Source organism: Paraburkholderia sp. Ac-20347 (assembly GCF_017104805.1).
GTDB classification, from domain to species: domain Bacteria; phylum Pseudomonadota; class Gammaproteobacteria; order Burkholderiales; family Burkholderiaceae; genus Paraburkholderia; species Paraburkholderia tropica.
The window spans coordinates 1-17,409 of the sequence record NZ_JAAGPN010000174.1 but is presented as its reverse complement, the minus strand read 5'-3'; the positions used below and the strand labels follow the sequence as shown (position 1 = coordinate 17,409).

The following is a 17,409-nucleotide window of genomic DNA, read 5'->3' as shown; positions in this document are numbered from 1 at the left end:
CGTGGCGACGCGCCCCCGCCGTCGCGCCGTCCGCGACGGCTCTGGAAAGCGCTGGCCTGGGCGATCGCCGTGCCGGTGCTGCTGGTCGCGCTCGTTGCGGGCCTGCTGTATGGCGTGCTGACGACCGAGCGCGGCACCGCTTACGCGTGGCGCGCGGCCGTGAAGATCCTCGACGGCAAGCTGTCGGGCACGCTCGAAGGCGGCACGCTCGCGAGCGGCGTGCGCTTCTCCAACGTCGCCTGGCGCGGCAGCGATGGCACCACGGCGAGCGTCGATCGCCTCGGCGGCCAGTGGGTGCTGGAGATGCCGCACGGCAAGCCGTGGCGCTTCGTCATCGACTATCTGCACGTGGGCGATGTCGATCTGCGCATCGTGCCGTCGAACGAGCCGTCGTCCGGGCCGATGTCGCTGCCCGACGATCTGCGTTTGCCGCTCGCCATCGACATCCGCGACGTGCAGGTGGACAAACTCACGCTGCATCAGGGCACGTCGGCGACCGAATTTTCGCGCTTCCAGTTTCATGGCCGCAGCGACGGACGCCATCACGAAGCCGCCGTCGAGCGGCTCGATACGCCGTTCGGCGCGGTGAGCGCCAGCGCGAAACTTGACGGCGTCAAACCGTTCGCGCTCTCGGGCGACGCGGGCTACGCGGGCAAGGTCAACGGCGAGGACGTGCAGGTGAACGCGAGCCTCGGCGGCTCGCTCGAGGCGCTCACGGCGGAGATCGAGGCGACCGGGATGAAGCTCACGGGCCACGCGCACGTGGAAGCGACGCCGTTCGCCGCCGTGCCGTTGCAGCGCGCCACGCTGGCCTTCGATCACGTCAATCCGCAAGCTTTTGCGCCCGGCGCGCCGTTCGCCGACCTCGCGCTGCGCGCACAACTGCAGCCGGTGCAGACGGCGCAGGGCGGGGCGGCGGCGAGTCCGCAGGCGGTGGCGTCGGCGGTGCGGGCGGCTTCGGCTTCGGTGGCGTCCGCGGCTTCGGTGCCGGCGATGGCTTCGGCTTCCGTGGCTTCGGCGGCGTCCGGTGCAGTGGTCGCTTCGGCGGCGTCTGCCGTAGCGATGGCGTCGGCGCCGGTCGCCGCGTCCGCCGTCGTGGCGCACAGCGACGCGGCCGGTTTCACGGTCGCGGGCAGCGTCTCCATCGTCAACGCGAAGCCGGGCGCCATCGACCAGCAACTGCTGCCGCTGATCGACGCGCACACCGACGTCGTGCTCGACGCGAAGGCGCAGCGTCTCTCGAATCTGAACGTGCGGCTCGTCAAGAACGCGACGATCACGGGCGGCGGCGCGCTGGCGGGCGGCAATGGGCGCTTCGACCTCAAGGTCGCGGGCCTCGACCTCAACGCGATCGAGGCGAGCGTGCTGCCGACGCAGCTGGCGGGCCCGATCGGCGTGCGTCTGAACGGCGATACGCAGAGTGTCACGCTCGATCTCGCCGATCCGAAGGCCGCGCTGCGTCTGCAAGGCAAGATCACGCAGGACCCGGCGCGGCTCTCGTTCAACGACGTGCGGCTGACTTCGGGCGCGGGTCACATCGACCTGTCGGGCGCGCTCAAGCACGACGCGAATTCCAGCTACACGCTGAAGGCGGCGCTCACGAACTTCGATCCGCTGTCGCTCGTGCCGCCCGCGAAGGCGGCGACGGCGGAGAGGTCGACGAAAACCGCGCCGAAGCCCACGAAGCCCACAAAGAGCGCGCCGCGCGACGCGACGCAAGCGGCCACGTCCGGCGATGCGCTGAATCCCAAGCGCAATCTCGCGCTCAATCCGTCGCTGAATCCGGCGTTGAATCCCGCGCAGATCGGCGGCGAGCAGGCGCAGGCGCAAAAGCGCGTCGAGAACGACAAAGAGACCGTGCAATCCGGCGCAGCGCGCGCCGCGAACAACGCGTCGAGCGACGTGAAGAGCCCCGCGCAGAAGCCCAAAACCCCGCCGCGCCCCGCCAACCGCCGTATCGAGGCGCGCGTGAACGGCACGTTGACGGCCACCGGCATGCTCGCGCCCACGCTCACGACCAAGGCCGAGTTCAAGCTCGGGCCGAGCGTCTACGACGACCTGCCGCTCACGGGCGCGGGCCTGATCCAGCTCGCGGGCACGCGCATCCTGCCGAGCCACGCGAATCTGTCCGTGGCGGGCAATACCGTCGATCTGCAAGGCAGCTTCGGCGCGCGCGGCGACCGTCTGCGTTTCAAGGTCGACGCGCCGCAACTCGACCGGCTCGGTTTCGGCGTCGCGGGCCAGGTGGCGGCGAACGGCGATCTGACCGGCACCTTCGCGCATCCCGATGTCGCGCTCGACTACAAGCTCGACAGCGTCGTGTTCGGCGACAACCGCATCGGCCACGCGCAAGGCCATGCCGAGGCGCGCGATGGCGCGAACGGCGCGCTCGCCTTCAACACGGACGCGAGCAACATCGCCGTGGCGGGTGTCGATATCGCCAGCCTCACCGCGCGGCTCTCGGGCACGCGCGCGCATCACACGCTCACGGCCAGCGCGAAGGGCAAGCTGCAAGGCCAGCCGATCGACCTGTCGGTGGCCGCCAACGGCAAGCTCACCGACACGCGCGAAGGCTCGCGCTGGGACGGCACCGTCACGCAGTTGCAGAATCGCGGCGTGCCGGACATCACGATGCAGTCGCCGCTCACGGTGAGCGCGGGCGCGGGCAAGGTGACGCTGGGCGCGACGCGCATCGTCGCCGAGGGCGCGTCGCTCGACCTCAAGGGTTTCGATCTCGATCACGGCAGGATCCGCTCGGCGGGCTCGCTCACCAACGTCTCGGTGGCGCGCCTGATGGCGCTGCGCCAGCAGTTCACGGGCGAGCCGTCGACGCTCAAGACCGACCTCGTGTTCGACGGCGACTGGGACTTCTCGATCGGGCCGACGGCGACGGGCTACGTGCAGCTCAAACGCCGTAGCGGCGACGTCACGGTGGAAATCGGTCGCGGCCTCGCCTCGCTCGGTCTCGGCGACATCAACGCGCGCGCGGCCTTCAGCGGCGGCAACCGGCTGACGCTCACGGCGCACGCGCAGGCGAGCCGCGTGGGTGTGATCGACGTCGATGCGAACACCACGCTCGCGCCGCGCGACGGCGTGCTCACAGTCGTGGACGAAGCGCCGCTCGGCGGCACGATCAAGGCGAACGTGCCGTCGCTCAAGACCACGGGCGGCCTGCTCGGTCCGAGCTATCTGCTCGACGGCCACCTCGCGCTGCAACTCGCGCTGGGCGGCACGGTCGCGAAGCCCGACCTGACCGGTTCGCTGATGGGCGACGGGCTGTCCGCGACGGTGGTCGATCAGGGCGTGCAACTGAAGGACGGCGTGATTCATATCGCGCTGTCGCACAATCTGGTCGACTTCCAGCAGGTCGAGTTCCACGGCGCGAGCGGCACGCTGCGCGCGACGGGCCGCGTGCGTCTCGACAACGAAGACCCCGATCTCACCGCGAACATCGTCGCCGACAAGCTCGAACTGTTCGCCGCGCCCGACCGCCGCCTGTCGCTCTCGGGCAGCGCGAGCGTCGCCAACGGCGGGCATCTGGGCGGCATGCAGATCGACGGTAAATTCACCGTCGATCACGCGCTGTTCGATCTGCCGGAGTCGGCGGCGCCTTCGCTCGGCGACGACGTCGTGCTCGTGCGTCCCGACGGCACCACGCGCGGCGGGCCGCCGCCGCTCGACGAAACCGCCTCGACGAAACCCGCGCCGCGTTTTGCGCCGCGCGCGAACATCGACATCGATCTCGGCCGCAACTTCCGCTTCCGCGGGCAGGGCGCGGATCTCGGCCTCGCGGGCACCATCACGGCGATGAGCGCGCCGGGCGTGCCGCTGCGCGCCGTGGGCAACGTGCGCGTGACCGAGGGCAGCAGCTATACGGCGTTCGGCCGCAAGCTCAATATCGAGAACGGCTTTTTCACGTTCAACGGGCCGGTGGCGAATCCGGGCATCAACATTCTGGCGATGCGGCGCAACCAGCAGGTGGAGGCGGGCGTGTCGGTCACCGGCACGGTGCAGGCGCCGGTCGCGAAGCTGGTGTCCGAGCCGAACGTGACCGACAACGAAAAGCTCTCCTGGCTGCTGTTCGGTCACGGCACCGACCAGGGCAACAACCTCGGCCAGCAGAGCGCGATGACCACGGCGCTGGCGCTGCTCGGCAGCGCGCAGGGCAAGCGCATCGCACAGAGCATCGGGCTCGACGAGTTCTCGATCGGCCGCTCGGACGTGGGCCTGACCGACCCGCAGGTGGTGATGCTGTCGAAGGCGATCAACGAGCGGCTCGTGATCGGCTACGAGCAGGGTCTGCAGTCGGCCGCGAACGCGATCAAGGCGACCATCAACTTCTCGCGTTACTGGTCGGTGTCCGTGTACGGCGGCACCTTCAATGGCGCCGACATCAACTACACGCGTCGCTTCGACCGCATTCGCTGGTAGCCGGGCTGCGCGACGCAGCGCGGGCCGATCCGCTCGTCAGGCGAAAAAAAAGCACACCCTCGGGTGTGCTTTTTCATGGCTGCGCGAACGATGCGCGAACCGGGTTAGCGCACGCGCATGCCGGGCTTCGCGCCGCTGTGCGGTTCGAGGATGTAAAGACCCGGTTCGGACTTCTCGTCCTTCGCGGACGCCGCGAGCACCATGCCTTCGGACATGCCGAACTTCATCTTGCGCGGCGCGAGGTTCGCGACCATCACCGTCAGCTTGCCCTTGAGGTCTTCCGGCTTGTAGGCCGAACGGATACCCGAGAACACGTTGCGCGTCTTCTCTTCGCCGACGTCGAGCGTGAGTTGCAGCAGCTTGTCCGAGCCTTCGACGATGTTGCAGTCGACGATCAGCGCAATGCGCAGATCGATCTTCGCGAAGTCGTCGATGGAAATGGTTTCCGGCGTTTCCGGCTCGGCCTTCTTCGCTTCCTTTGCGGCCTTCGACTTCTTGTTCGCATCGGCGGCAGCAGCGGGCGCGGCGTCGGTCGCCTGCAGCGAGTCGCGGTTCGCGGCCAGCAGCGCTTCGACCTGCTTCGGATCGACGCGCGTCATCAGATGCTTGTACGCGTTGATCGGCTGCTGCGAGGACAGCGCGGTGTTCGCGTCGGCCCACGTGAGCGGCGCGATCGAGAGGAATTCCTCGACGCCTTGCGCGAGTTGCGGCAGCACCGGCTTGAGCGCGAGCGACAGCAGGCGGAACGCTTCGAGGCTCACGCTGCAGGTTTCATGCAGCGCGACCGCGTTGGCCGGATCCTTCGCCTGTTCCCACGGCTTGGCCGTGTCGACGTAACCGTTCACGGCGTCGGCGAGTTCCATCGTCTGACGCAGCGCGCGGTTGTACTCGCGCGCCTCGTAGTTCGCGGCGATCTGCGGAATCGCGGCGCGCAGTTGCTGCAGCAGCGGATGATGCATCGCGCTGTCCTGCACGCGGCCGTCGAAACGCTTGATCAGGAAGCCCGCCGCGCGGCTCGCGATGTTGATGTACTTGCCGACGAGGTCGCTGTTCACGCGCGCCTGGAAGTCCTCGAGGTTCAGGTCGAGATCTTCCATCGTGCTGTTGAGCTTCGCCGCGAAGTAGTAGCGCAGCCACTCGGGGTTCAGGCCCGTCGTGACGTAGCTTTCCGCGGTGATGAAGGTGCCGCGCGACTTCGACATCTTCGCGCCGTCCACCGTCAGGAAGCCGTGCGCGAACACGTTCGTGGGCGTGCGATGGCCCGAGAACTCCAGCATCGCCGGCCAGAACAGCGTGTGGAAATACAGGATGTCCTTGCCGATGAAGTGGTACTGCTCGGTTTTCGTGCCGGGCTTGACCCACGCGTCGAAGTCGAGCCCGCGCTGTTCGCACAGGTTCTTGAAGCTCGCGTAGTAGCCGACCGGCGCGTCGAGCCACACGTAGAAGTACTTGCCCGGCGCGCCCGGAATCTCGAAGCCGAAGTACGGCGCGTCGCGCGAGATGTCCCAGTCGGCGAGCTTGGATTCGCCCGCATCGCCGAGCCATTCGCGCATCTTGTTGGTCGCTTCCGGCTGCGCAAGTCCCGCCACCCAGCCGCGCAGGAATTCTTCGCAGCGCGCGTCGGAAAGACGGAAGAAGTAGTGCGTCGAGGTCTTGCGGATCGGCGTGGCGCCCGACACGACCGAGTACGGATTCTTCAGATCGGTCGGTGCGTAGGTCGAGCCGCAGACTTCGCAGCTGTCGCCGTACTGATCCTTCGCGCCGCACTTCGGGCACTCGCCCTTGATGAAGCGGTCCGGCAGAAACATGTTCTTGACCGGGTCGTAGGCCTGCTCGATGTCGCGCGTTTCGATGAAACCGGCTTCCTTGAGCGCCAGATAGACGGACTCCGACAGCACGCGGTTCTCATCCGAATCGGTCGAGTAATAGTTGTCGAACGACACGCCGAAGCTGTCGAAATCGCGCTTGTGTTCCTGCCAGACGCGCGCGATCAGCTGCTGCGGCGTGAGGCCTTCCTTCTCGGCGCGCAGCATGACGGGCGTGCCGTGCGTGTCGTCGGCACCGACGTAATAGACCTCGTGGCCGTGCATTCGCAGCGCGCGAACCCAGATGTCCGTCTGGATGTACTCGACCAGGTGGCCGATATGGATCTGGCCGTTGGCGTAAGGCAGAGCAGACGTGACGAGAATCTGGCGGCGTCCCTGGACGGCAGGCGCGCCGGCGGCGAGGTCGGTAGAGGGTGCTGACATAAGTGGATGGAAGTCCGATGTTGCGGGGGGAAAGGGCGATTTTAGCAGGGCGGCCGGTCCGCGCGGTCGGCTGGCGGACGACGCGGCCGAAGGCGGGCTCAGGCGGCCCGGCGCTCAAGCGTGGCGCGCGCATTTGGGCAGACGGCGCGCAACGGCGTGCGCGGCAGTCCGTGCACCGATGCGCGAAGCATCGGCATGACGAAATCGATGGGCAAAAAAAACCGGGGCAGGATGGCCCCGGAGCAACAACGACAAGAGGAGAATGGTGACGCGGCGGCGTCGCCGCACACGTACCGTAAAGACAGACAGCACCTTTCAATGAGAGTTCGAAATTTTTTTAACTTTCCCGACGGGCTTCGCCGCGCGATGGGCTGAGCGCCCGGCTGGCGGGGCGTCGGCATGATCGGCGTTCATCTGCGGAAATAAAAACGGGACAGCGAAGCCGCTGTCCCGTTGGTGTGTCGCTTATTTGTGGCGCTTAGCTGTGACGCGCCATGCGCCGCGCGAACTTAGCCGCCCTGATGCTGCGCCGTTGCGCGCAGATAGATTTCCACGCGGCGGTTCGCGGCGCGACCGGCTTCGGTGCTGTTGTCGGCGATCGGTTGCGTGTCGCCACGGCCTTCGGCCGCCATGCGCTGCATCTGGATACCGCGCGAGGCGAGGTAGTTCACGACGCTCTGCGCACGGTTGACCGACAGCGTCTGGTTGTACGCCGGCTGGCCGGTGTTATCCGTATGGCCGACGACCTGCGCGACCACTTCCGGGTTCTGCTGCAGCGTCTGCGCAACTTGGTCGAGCACCGGCGCGAACGTCGGCTTGATGGCGTAGCTGTTCGTGTCGAACGTCACGTTGCTCGGGATGTTGAGCTTGAGCGAGCCGTCCGGCTGCTCGGTGATCTGCGTGCCCGTGCCCTTGGTCGCGCCCGAGAGCTTGTTCTTGATGTTCTGCCAGTTGTAGCCGGTGACGCCGCCGACCAGCGCACCCGCGCCCGCGCCGATTGCCGCGCCCTTGCCGCCGCCGAAGATCGCGCCGATGGCGGCGCCCGTGCCGGCGCCGACGCCGGTGCCGATCGCGGTGTCGTTGCCCTGCTGGGTTGCGCAGCCGGCGACGAGCGCGCCGGCGATGGCGAAGACGGACAGGCGGGTCAAGATTCTTGTGTTCATTTTCAATCCTTCCTCTCTGGAGTGGAACGTGACGGCTGCGTGCGCTTGCTGCGGGCCCCGATTGCAGTCAGGGTCTTCAAACGACGCGCCGCGGCAGCTACTACAATGACGGCTTGAGGGCTGGCTTGCGCCGTTGTCGCATCTGATGCATGCGGTACACCCGCTGCTCAGCGGCCGCTTGACAAACGTGCGCGCGGTTCAGGATAACCGTTGCCGCGAAGCGTGCCTTGTCGCAGACATTTGCGCAATCCAGCTTAACAATTTCTTTCGATTTCCGGCGCCTGCGCGGCCTGATGCCGCCTGCGCCGGGGCATTCCCCACGGAGTTTCAATGAGCATAGATCGGGCTTTGGTCGACGCCGCGCTCGCGGCCCTCACGGACCCCAATACGGGCAAGCCGTACACGGTCGCCAAAGGCGTGCGCAACGTCACGATCGAAGGCGACACGGTGGGCGTCGAGATCGTGCTCGGCTACCCGGCGAAGAGTCAGTACGACGCGGTGCGCGCGCAGGTCGAAGCCGCGCTGGCCGCCGTGCCGGGCGTCGCATCGAGCCGCGTGAGCGTGCGTCACGAAGTGGCCGCGCATACGGTGCAGCGCGGCGTGAAGCTGCTGCCGAACGTGAAGAACATCGTGGCCGTGGCGTCGGGCAAGGGCGGCGTCGGCAAGAGCACGACCGCCGTGAACCTCGCGCTCGCGCTGGCAGCCGAGGGCGCGTCGGTCGGCGTGCTCGACGCGGATATCTACGGCCCGTCGCTGCCGATGATGCTCGGCATCGAAGGCCGCCCCGAGTCGCCGGACGGCCAGTCGATGAATCCGCTCGAAGGCCACGGCGTCCAGGCCAATTCGATCGGCTTCCTCGTCGATCAGGACAATCCGATGGTCTGGCGCGGGCCGATGGCCACGTCGGCGCTCGAACAACTGCTGCGGCAGACCAACTGGCGCGAACTCGACTATCTGGTGGTCGACATGCCGCCGGGCACGGGCGACATCCAGCTCACGCTCTCGCAGCGCGTGCCGGTCACGGGCGCCGTGATCGTGACGACGCCGCAGGACATCGCGCTGCTCGACGCCAAGAAGGGCCTCAAGATGTTCGAGAAAGTGGGCATTCCCATTCTCGGCATCGTCGAGAACATGGCCGTGCACGTCTGTTCGAACTGCGGTCACGCCGAGCATATTTTCGGCGCGGGCGGCGGCGAGCGCATGGCGAAGGAGTACGGCGTCGAGGTGCTGGGCAGCCTGCCGCTCGATATTTCGATCCGCGAGCAGGCCGATTCGGGCCAGCCGACCGTGGTCGCCGATCCGGCCGGGCAGGTCGCGTCGACCTATAAGGCGATCGCGCGCCGCGTGGCCATTCAGATCGCCGAACGCGCCCGCGACATGACCTCGAAATTCCCGACCATCGTCGTGCAGAACACCTGATCGACGGCAGCTTCCGCGCGATTCTTCGCATCGCTTGCTGAGCAAGGCCTGCGGCGGCACGCAACGTGCTCGCCGCAGTGCTCATGGAAGGCCCGCGAGAGCGCGTGCGCGCGGTATCATGTGGGCTTCATGGGTCCGGATCGACGGCCGCAGGGGCGGCCGCGAGACGGCAAGAGGATCGCATGGTTAAACGGAACGACAGGAACGCGGTAGTCGCAGTCGTGCTGGCCGTGGTTGCGTGTGGGCTGCTGGGCGGCTGCACGAGCTTCATGGGGCAGCAGGACAAGCGCGCAGGCGCGCAGGTGCTGCCCACGGTCGGCAGCCAGGTGCGCGGGACCGTGTCCTTCGTCGAGCGTTCGGACGGCGTGCAGGTGAGCTACAACCTCGCCGGCCTGCAACCGGACAGCGACCATGCACTGCAGGTGCACGAGCGCGGCGACTGCAACGCCGCCGACGCGTCCAGCGCGGGCGCCGTGTTCGCGCCCGCGGCCGACCGGCTCAAGGCCGGCGCGCGCGTGGAGGGCGACCTCGGCAATATTCATGCGGATTCGAACGGCGTGGCCATCGGCTTCATCGTCGCGCCGGATGTCTCGCTCGACGGCGTGCGCTCGGTGCTCCAGCGCGCGGTGATCGTGCATCACGACGCCATCGACCCGTATGCGTATCCGCAACGCGGCACCGGCGCGGCGATCGCGTGCGGCGTCATCAAGGCGCAGTAAGCCGACGCGAACCGCCCCAAGCCGGCCGCAAGCCGCCCTAGGCCGCCCGGCCCGAAGTCCCCGCCAGGCTGCGGATTGGCACGATTTGCGGTTGATTCCCGCCCGCCCGAAGCGCTCCTCGCAAACAACGCTTGCATTGCAGCGCCCGAGCGCGCATGATGCGCCGCGGCAAAGCCTGCGGCGTCCGCGGATTGCACCTCGCGGCGCACTTTCCGGCACGCCGGTTCACATCGCGTAAAATAGTCGCCTTTCGCGAGCGGCCCGCCCGTCGGCCCGTTCGCGCGGCTTTCTCCCGGGTCGCGACCCGGGGTTACATCCCCGTTTTTTCTGGACCGTAGCGAAACATGGCAATCAAATCCGACAAGTGGATCCGGCGCATGGCCGAAGAGCAGAACATGATCGAGCCGTTCGTGCGCGACCAGGTCCGCACGTCGGAAGACGGCCGCAAGATCGTGAGCTACGGCACCTCGAGCTACGGCTACGACATCCGCTGCGCCGACGAATTCAAGATCTTCACGAACATCAATTCGACTATCGTCGATCCGAAGAACTTCGACGAGAAGTCGTTCGTGGACTTCAAGGGCGACGTCTGCATCATCCCGCCGAATTCGTTCGCGCTGGCGCGCACGGTCGAGTATTTCCGCATTCCGCGCAACGTCCTGACGGTCTGCCTCGGCAAATCGACCTATGCGCGTTGCGGCATCATCGTGAACGTCACGCCGTTCGAACCCGAGTGGGAAGGCTACGTGACGCTCGAATTCTCGAATACGACACCTTTGCCTGCGAAAATCTACGCGAACGAAGGCGTGGCTCAAGTGCTCTTCTTCGAGAGCGACGAGATCTGCGAAGTGTCGTACGCCGACCGCGGCGGCAAGTATCAAGGCCAGCACGGCGTCACGCTGCCGAAGACCTGAGTTTGAGCGCAAACCCACTCCGGCTTCAACGACATACGGGGACCGCTGCGCGTTTAAAGCAGCGGTCGTTTCTTTTGGAGATTCGCCCATGAAGTTTCGCTTTCCCGTCGTCATCATCGACGAAGACTTTCGCTCCGAGAACATCTCGGGTTCCGGCATCCGGGCACTCGCCGAAGCCATCGAGAAAGAGGGCGCGGAAGTCCTCGGGCTGACGAGCTACGGCGACCTTACGTCGTTCGCGCAGCAATCGAGCCGCGCGGCCTGTTTCATCCTCTCGATCGACGACGACGAACTGCTGCCCTACGTGGAAGGCAGCGACGGCGAAGCGCCCGAGCACGCGCCCGCGATCGTCGCGCTGCGCGCGTTCATGGAAGCGGTGCGCAAGCGCAACGCCGACATCCCCATCTTCCTGTACGGCGAGACGCGCACCTCGCGCCATCTGCCCAACGACATCCTGCGCGAGCTGCACGGCTTCATCCACATGTTCGAGGACACGCCGGAGTTCGTGGCGCGCCACGTCATTCGCGAAGCGAAGGTGTATCTGGATGCGCTCTCGCCGCCGTTCTTCAAGGAACTCGTCAAGTACGCCGACGAAGGCTCGTACTCGTGGCACTGCCCGGGTCACTCGGGCGGCGTGGCGTTCCTGAAGAACCCGCTCGGCCAGATGTTCCACCAGTTCTTCGGCGAGAACATGCTGCGCGCGGATGTGTGCAATGCCGTGGAAGAACTCGGCCAGCTGCTCGATCACACCGGCCCGGTCGCGGCGTCGGAGCGCAACGCGGCGCGCATTTTCAGCGCGGACCACGTGTTCTTCGTGACCAACGGCACGTCCACCTCGAACAAGATCGTCTGGCACGCCACCGTGGCGCCGGGCGACATCGTGCTGGTCGACCGCAACTGCCACAAGTCGATCCTGCACGCGATCACGATGACGGGCGCGATCCCCGTGTTCCTCACGCCGACGCGCAACAACTTCGGCATCATCGGCCCGATTCCGCGCGACGAGTTCAAGCCGGAAAACATCCGCAAGAAGATCGAGGCGAATCCGTTCGCGCGTGAAGCGCTGGCGAAGAACCCGAACGTCAAGCCGCGCATTCTCACGATCACGCAGAGCACGTACGACGGCGTGGTCTACAACGTCGAAATGATCAAGGATCTGCTCGGCGACATGCTCGACACGCTGCACTTCGACGAAGCGTGGCTGCCGCACGCCGAGTTCCACGAGTTCTACCAGGACATGCACGCGATCGGCGCGGGCCGTCCGCGCACCAAGGCGCTCGTGTTCGCGACGCACTCGACGCACAAGCTGCTGGCCGGCATCTCGCAGGCTTCGCAGATCGTCGTGCAGGATTCGGAAGACAGCGCGTTCGACCGCCATCGTTTCAACGAGGCGTATCTGATGCACACGTCGACCTCGCCGCAGTACGCGATCATCGCGTCGTGCGACGTGGCCGCGGCCATGATGGAAGCGCCGGGCGGTCCGGCGCTGGTCGAAGAGTCGATCGCCGAGGCGCTCGACTTCCGCCGCGCGATGCGCAAGGTGGACGCCGAATACGGCGACGACTGGTTCTTCCAGGTCTGGGGTCCGGACGATCTGGCCGAGGAAGGCATCGGCTCGCGCGACGACTGGATCCTGCGTCCGAACGACCACTGGCACGGCTTCGGCGCGCTGGCGGAAGGCTTCAACATGCTGGACCCGATCAAGGCGACCATCGTCACGCCGGGTCTGGACGTGGACGGCGAATTCGGCGATACCGGCATTCCGGCGGCGATCGTCACGAAGTACCTGGCCGAGCACGGCATCATCGTCGAGAAGACCGGTCTGTACTCGTTCTTCATCATGTTCACGATCGGCATCACGAAGGGCCGCTGGAACTCGATGGTCACCGAACTGCAGCAGTTCAAGGACGACTACGACAACAACCAGCCGCTCTGGCGCGTGCTGCCCGAGTTCGTGGCGCAGCATCCGATGTACGAGCGCGTGGGCCTGCGCGATCTGTGCCAGCAGATCCACAGCGTCTACCGCGCCAACGACATCGCGCGTCTGACGACCGAGATGTATCTGTCGACGATGGAGCCGGCGATGAAGCCGTCCGACGCGTTCGCGAAGCTCGCGCACCGCGAGATCGATCGCGTGCCGGTCGACGAACTCGAAGGCCGCGTGACGTCGATCCTGCTCACGCCGTATCCGCCGGGCATTCCGCTGCTGATTCCGGGCGAGCGCTTCAACAAGACGATCGTGAACTACCTCAAGTTCGCGCGCGAATTCAACGAGCGCTTCCCGGGTTTCCACACCGACATCCACGGACTCGTGGGCGAGACCATCAACGGCCGCATCGAGTATTTCGTGGATTGCGTGCGCGGCTGAGCGCGGAGGCGGGCGGCATGACGGCGCGAACTTCGCGAACCCTGCGGGCACTGACGGCGTCGCTGGCGCTGGCGGCGACGATGTTCGCCGCCGCGCCCGCGCGCGCCGAAGTGGCGGCCGCCGATCCGATCGATACGGCGATGCGCGCGTGTCTCGCGCGCGCCGACCGCTCGACGACGGCGGGTCAGATCCAGTGCATGGAAGAGGCGCGCGGCGCATGGCGCGCCGCCACGGAATCCGCGCTGGTGCAACTGAACGCGAAGCTCAAACCGGCGGACCAGAAACGCTGGAAGCTGAGCCAGCAGAAGTGGGTGGCGTGGCGCGATGCCGAGGACACCATGCTCGGCGCCGCGTTCGCGACCACGAGCGGCAGCACGTATCAGCTCTACGAGGCCGACATGCGCTTGCAGCCGGTGCGCGATCGCGCGCTTGCGCTACGCAGCGAAGCCGCGAACTGGGACGGCAAGGCGCCGCGCTCGCGCGCCTGTAGCGCCGATGCGCGCTGCGAGCACGTGAGCTATGACCTTAATCGCTATTACCGGCAGCTTTACGCGCGGATGCCCAAGCACGCGCGGCTGACCGTGTCGCGCGCGCAAAGCGCGTGGCGCGCGTATCGCGATGCGACCACGCCGCTCATCGACGAGCGCGCGCGACTCGATCTGCTCGGTGCGCGGCTGGCCACGTTGAAGCGTTTGTCGGAGACGGTGAACAACCGCTGACCGTTGCGTCCGTTCCATAAAAAACCGGCGTGTATCTTCGCGATACACGCCGGTTTTGTTTTGGGCCGCGGTTTTGGGCCGCGTCAGTCGAGAATGAACTGCTCGGGCGGATGGGACGGCGTGCACGTCGGGTCGCCGAGCAGATCGTGCAGCGCCGACTCGATGCCCGTCGACATCGCGTTGAGGGCGAGGTCGTTGTCTTCGATGCCGAACGGGTCCTCGATCTGCGAGGCGATCGCTTCGTGCGCCATGAACGCGTAGGCCACGAACACGGCGAAGATCGGCGTGAGCGCGCCGATGCTGTCGACGAGCCCGAACGGCAGCATCGCGCAGAAGAAGTAGACCGTGCGATGGATCATCACCGTGTAGGCGAACGGCAGCGGCGTGGAGGCGATGCGCTCGCAGCCGCCGATCACATCGGAGAGTCCGTTGAGATTGCGCTCGAAGGCGAGCACCGCGTAGCCGTCCAGACGGCCCGCGCGCGCTTCGCCGCGCATCCACTCGGACGCGCACAGCAGCAGCGTGGCGGGACGGAATTGCGAAGCCATCGCGCGCTCGAGCAGCGCGGGCGGCAGGCGCGTTTCGAGGTCGGCGCGCGGGTCCGTGTGGCGCAGTTGATGGCGCAGCGCATGCGGCAGCGCGCACAGGATCTCGACGAACGGACGCGCGTGGCTGCGGGCGTCCTCGCCTTGACCGGGCGTGACGAGCGTGAGCGCCTCGCGCGCGAGCGAGCGCGAATCGTTGAGCAGTTGCCCCCAGAGCTTGCGGCCTTCCCAGTAGCGGTCGTAGCTCGCGTTGTTGCGAAAGCCGAGAAATACGGCGAGCGCGATGCCGATCAGCGAAAACGGCACCGTGCTGAGGTTCACGGTCACGCGCAGGATGTGGTCGTGCGCGGCGACGGCGACAATCGACAGACACAGCACGATAAAGAGCCGCGGCAGCAGTTGCGGCAGGACGGAACCGCGCCACGCGAGCAGCATGCGGAACCAGTTGAGGTGAGGGCGGACGATCATCGGGGCAGAGACTCGGAGCGGGAAAGCGACGGAACGCGATAGAAGCGCAACAGTAACGATCTCGATTCTAGGTCAAGGGGCGCGATCGTCAGGCGTACAACTGGGGCCATTCGAAGCGGGTACAGCCGCGCGGTTTGTCTCTGCGCAATTTACACGCCGCGCGCAAAAACAAAACGGGCGCGCGACGTTGTCCGTCGCGCGCCCGTTTCGGGTGCATGGCCTGGCGGGCCGCTGCGCTTGCTTTGCGCTTGCTTTGTGCTGACTTCGCCGCGTATTTCGCTGCTTACTTCGCCGCGCCGAGCGCCGCGCGTGCCGCGACAATCGCCGCACGCACCTGTTCGGGCGCGGTGCCGCCCGGGTGATTGCGCGACGACACCGAGCCTTCCAGCGTCAGCACTTCGAACACGTCTTCGGCGAGCAGATGCGCGACGGCCGGCAGTTCGCTGCGCATTTCGTCGAGCGTCAGGTCGGCGAGATCGCAGTTGCGATCCACGCAGATCCGCACCGCGTGCGCCACGGCTTCGTGCGCGTCACGGAACGGCAGACCCTTCTTCACGAGATAGTCGGCGAGGTCGGTGGCCGTCGAGAAGCCTTGCAGCGCGGCGGCGCGCATCGCGTCGGCCTTGACCGTGATGCCGGCGACCATTTCCGCGAAGATGCGCAGCGTGTCCGCGACCGTATCGACGGTATCGAACAGCGGCTCCTTGTCTTCCTGATTGTCCTTGTTGTACGCGAGCGGCTGGCCCTTCATCAGCGTGAGCAGGCCCATCAGATGGCCGTTCACGCGGCCAGTCTTGCCGCGCGCCAGTTCAGGCACGTCGGGGTTCTTCTTCTGCGGCATGATCGATGAGCCGGTGCAGAAGCGGTCGGCGATGTCGATGAAGCCGACGCGCGGGCTCATCCACAGCACCAGTTCTTCCGAGAAGCGTGACACGTGCGTCATGACGAGCGCGGCGGCGGCCGTGAATTCGATCGCGAAGTCGCGGTCGGAGACGGCGTCGAGCGAGTTCGTGCAGATGCCGTCGAAGCCCAGCGTCTTCGCCACGGCGAAGCGGTCGATCGGATAGCTCGTGCCCGCGAGCGCCGCCGCGCCGAGCGGCAGGCGGTTCACGCGCTTGCGGCAGTCGACCATGCGCTCGGCGTCGCGCGTGAACATTTCTACGTAGGCGAGCAGGTGATGGCCAAACGTGACCGGCTGCGCGACCTGCAGGTGCGTGAAGCCCGGCATGATCGTGCCCGCGTGTTGCTCGGCGAGGTCCAGCAGCGCGCCGCGCAGGTCGCCGATCAGGCCGCCGATGCGGTCGATCTCGCCGCGCAGCCACAGGCGGATGTCGGTCGCGACCTGGTCGTTACGCGAACGGCCCGTGTGCAGGCGCTTGCCCGCGTCGCCGATCAGCGCCGTGAGGCGCGCTTCAATGTTCAGGTGCACGTCTTCGAGATCGAGCTTCCACTCGAATTCGCCGCGCTCGATCTCGCCCTTGATCTGCGCCATGCCGCCCTGAATGGCGGCGAGGTCGTCGGCGGAGATGATTTTCTGCGCGGCCAGCATCGACGCGTGCGCGAGCGAGCCCTCGATGTCCACGAGCGCGAGTCGCTTGTCGAAGAAGACCGACGACGTGTAGCGCTTGACCAGCTCCGACATGGGTTCGGAGAAGCGAGCCGACCAGGCTTCGCCTTTTTTGTGCAGTTGGGACGTCATGATGATGAGCGGTGAGCGATGGGAAAGCGGGCCGCGCGCTGAGTGCCTCGCAGGGCGCCGGGTGCGGCAGGAAAGTTCAGGATTTTACCATCCGCGCAGGCGCGGACCGGCGATGCGGCGCGTCCGGGGCACACTCAGAGGCGCACCAGCACCACCAGCTTGAGATCCTCGCGGTGCGCGGGCTTGAACGTGATCTGGTCGTAAGCGATGCGGCCGTGGCGCGGATGATGGAATTCGCGCCGTCCGCCCTCGCGCTCGAACACGTCCTGCGAGCCCCAGTAGCGGCCGAATTCGTCGCTCGCGGCGATCAGCGAATCGATCAGCGTGCGGGTGGGCGCGTCGTTCAGATGGCGGATGGAATCGGCGCGGAATTCGGCGGCCAGACGACGCGCGCGCGTTTCCCAGTCGACGATCAGCTCGCGCCCGAGCGGCTCCGTGAAGGTGAAACGCAGCAGATTGCGGTCGTGATCGCCGTCGAGCCAGCCCGTGAACAGATCCGCGGCCTGCGCGTTCCAGGCGAGCGCGGTCCACTGGCGGTCGAGCACGTAGGCCGGGGCGTCGATCAGGCCGACGGTTTGTAGCAGCGTGGCGGGCGCGTCGGCGGCGCTGGCGGTGTCGGGCTCGGCGGGATCGCGCTGCGCGGCCAGCTCGAACAGATAGGCGCGTTCGGCGCACGAGAGCCGCAGCGCCACGGCGATGCGCGCGAGCGCGTCCG

General features: G+C 66.7%; 12 protein-coding genes. 7 read left to right on the top strand and 5 right to left on the bottom strand.

Annotated features, from left to right (window positions below; all coding sequences use genetic code 11):
• On the top strand, positions 1–4,431 hold a 4,431-nt coding region (locus tag G3N97_RS39640; RefSeq protein ID WP_241030840.1), incomplete at its 5' end, for a translocation/assembly module TamB domain-containing protein.
• 104 nt (positions 4,432–4,535) lie between these two features.
• Here the strand turns inward: G3N97_RS39640 and metG are convergent.
• Complete coding sequence (metG, locus tag G3N97_RS26590; RefSeq protein WP_205996023.1) at positions 4,536–6,680, bottom strand: methionine--tRNA ligase; 2,145 nt, start codon at positions 6,678–6,680, stop codon at positions 4,536–4,538.
• 120 nt (positions 6,681–6,800) lie between these two features.
• Between metG and G3N97_RS26585 the strand changes: the two genes are divergently transcribed.
• Entirely contained in the window at positions 6,801–7,055 is a 255-nt protein-coding gene (locus tag G3N97_RS26585; RefSeq protein WP_205996022.1) for a hypothetical protein, read from the top strand.
• Positions 7,056–7,189: 134 nt separating this feature from the next.
• Here the strand turns inward: G3N97_RS26585 and G3N97_RS26580 are convergent, their stop codons facing one another.
• Positions 7,190–7,843, bottom strand: coding sequence for an OmpA family protein (locus G3N97_RS26580; RefSeq protein ID WP_205996021.1), 654 nt, complete (start codon positions 7,841–7,843; stop codon positions 7,190–7,192).
• Positions 7,844–8,173: 330 nt separating this feature from the next.
• Here G3N97_RS26580 and apbC point away from each other — a divergent pair, with 330 nt between their 5' ends.
• The 5 genes from apbC (at position 8,174) to G3N97_RS26555 (ending at position 13,982) form a co-directional block, all read left to right on the top strand.
• A complete protein-coding gene (gene apbC, locus G3N97_RS26575) occupies positions 8,174–9,262 on the top strand; it encodes an iron-sulfur cluster carrier protein ApbC (RefSeq protein WP_205996020.1) in 1,089 nt (362 codons plus the stop codon).
• A 182-nt stretch (positions 9,263–9,444) separates the two neighbouring features.
• A complete protein-coding gene (locus tag G3N97_RS26570; RefSeq protein ID WP_205996019.1) occupies positions 9,445–9,981 on the top strand; it encodes a superoxide dismutase family protein in 537 nt (178 codons plus the stop codon).
• Positions 9,982–10,325: 344 nt separating this feature from the next.
• A complete protein-coding gene (gene dcd / locus G3N97_RS26565; protein ID WP_065057348.1) occupies positions 10,326–10,895 on the top strand; it encodes a dCTP deaminase in 570 nt (189 codons plus the stop codon).
• Between the two features lie 88 nt (positions 10,896–10,983).
• The gene (locus G3N97_RS26560) at positions 10,984–13,263 is read left to right on the top strand and encodes an arginine/lysine/ornithine decarboxylase (RefSeq protein ID WP_205996018.1); all 2,280 of its coding nucleotides are present in this window, start codon (positions 10,984–10,986) and stop codon (positions 13,261–13,263) included.
• A gap of 80 nt (positions 13,264–13,343) precedes the next feature.
• A complete protein-coding gene (locus G3N97_RS26555; protein ID WP_241030841.1) occupies positions 13,344–13,982 on the top strand; it encodes a lysozyme inhibitor LprI family protein in 639 nt (212 codons plus the stop codon).
• Between the two features lie 83 nt (positions 13,983–14,065).
• Here the strand turns inward: G3N97_RS26555 and G3N97_RS26550 are convergent, their stop codons facing one another.
• The 3 genes from G3N97_RS26550 to G3N97_RS26540 all read right to left on the bottom strand — a co-directional run.
• On the bottom strand, positions 14,066–14,995 hold the full coding sequence (locus G3N97_RS26550) for a bestrophin family ion channel (RefSeq protein ID WP_205996016.1): 930 nt from the start codon (positions 14,993–14,995) through the stop codon (positions 14,066–14,068).
• A gap of 283 nt (positions 14,996–15,278) precedes the next feature.
• Positions 15,279–16,694 (bottom strand): argininosuccinate lyase, encoded by a 1,416-nt coding sequence (argH, locus tag G3N97_RS26545; protein WP_065057351.1) that lies wholly within the window; start codon positions 16,692–16,694, stop codon positions 15,279–15,281.
• 134 nt (positions 16,695–16,828) lie between these two features.
• The coding region (locus G3N97_RS26540; protein WP_205996015.1) for a transcriptional regulator at positions 16,829–17,409 on the bottom strand (581 nt) is incomplete at its 5' end.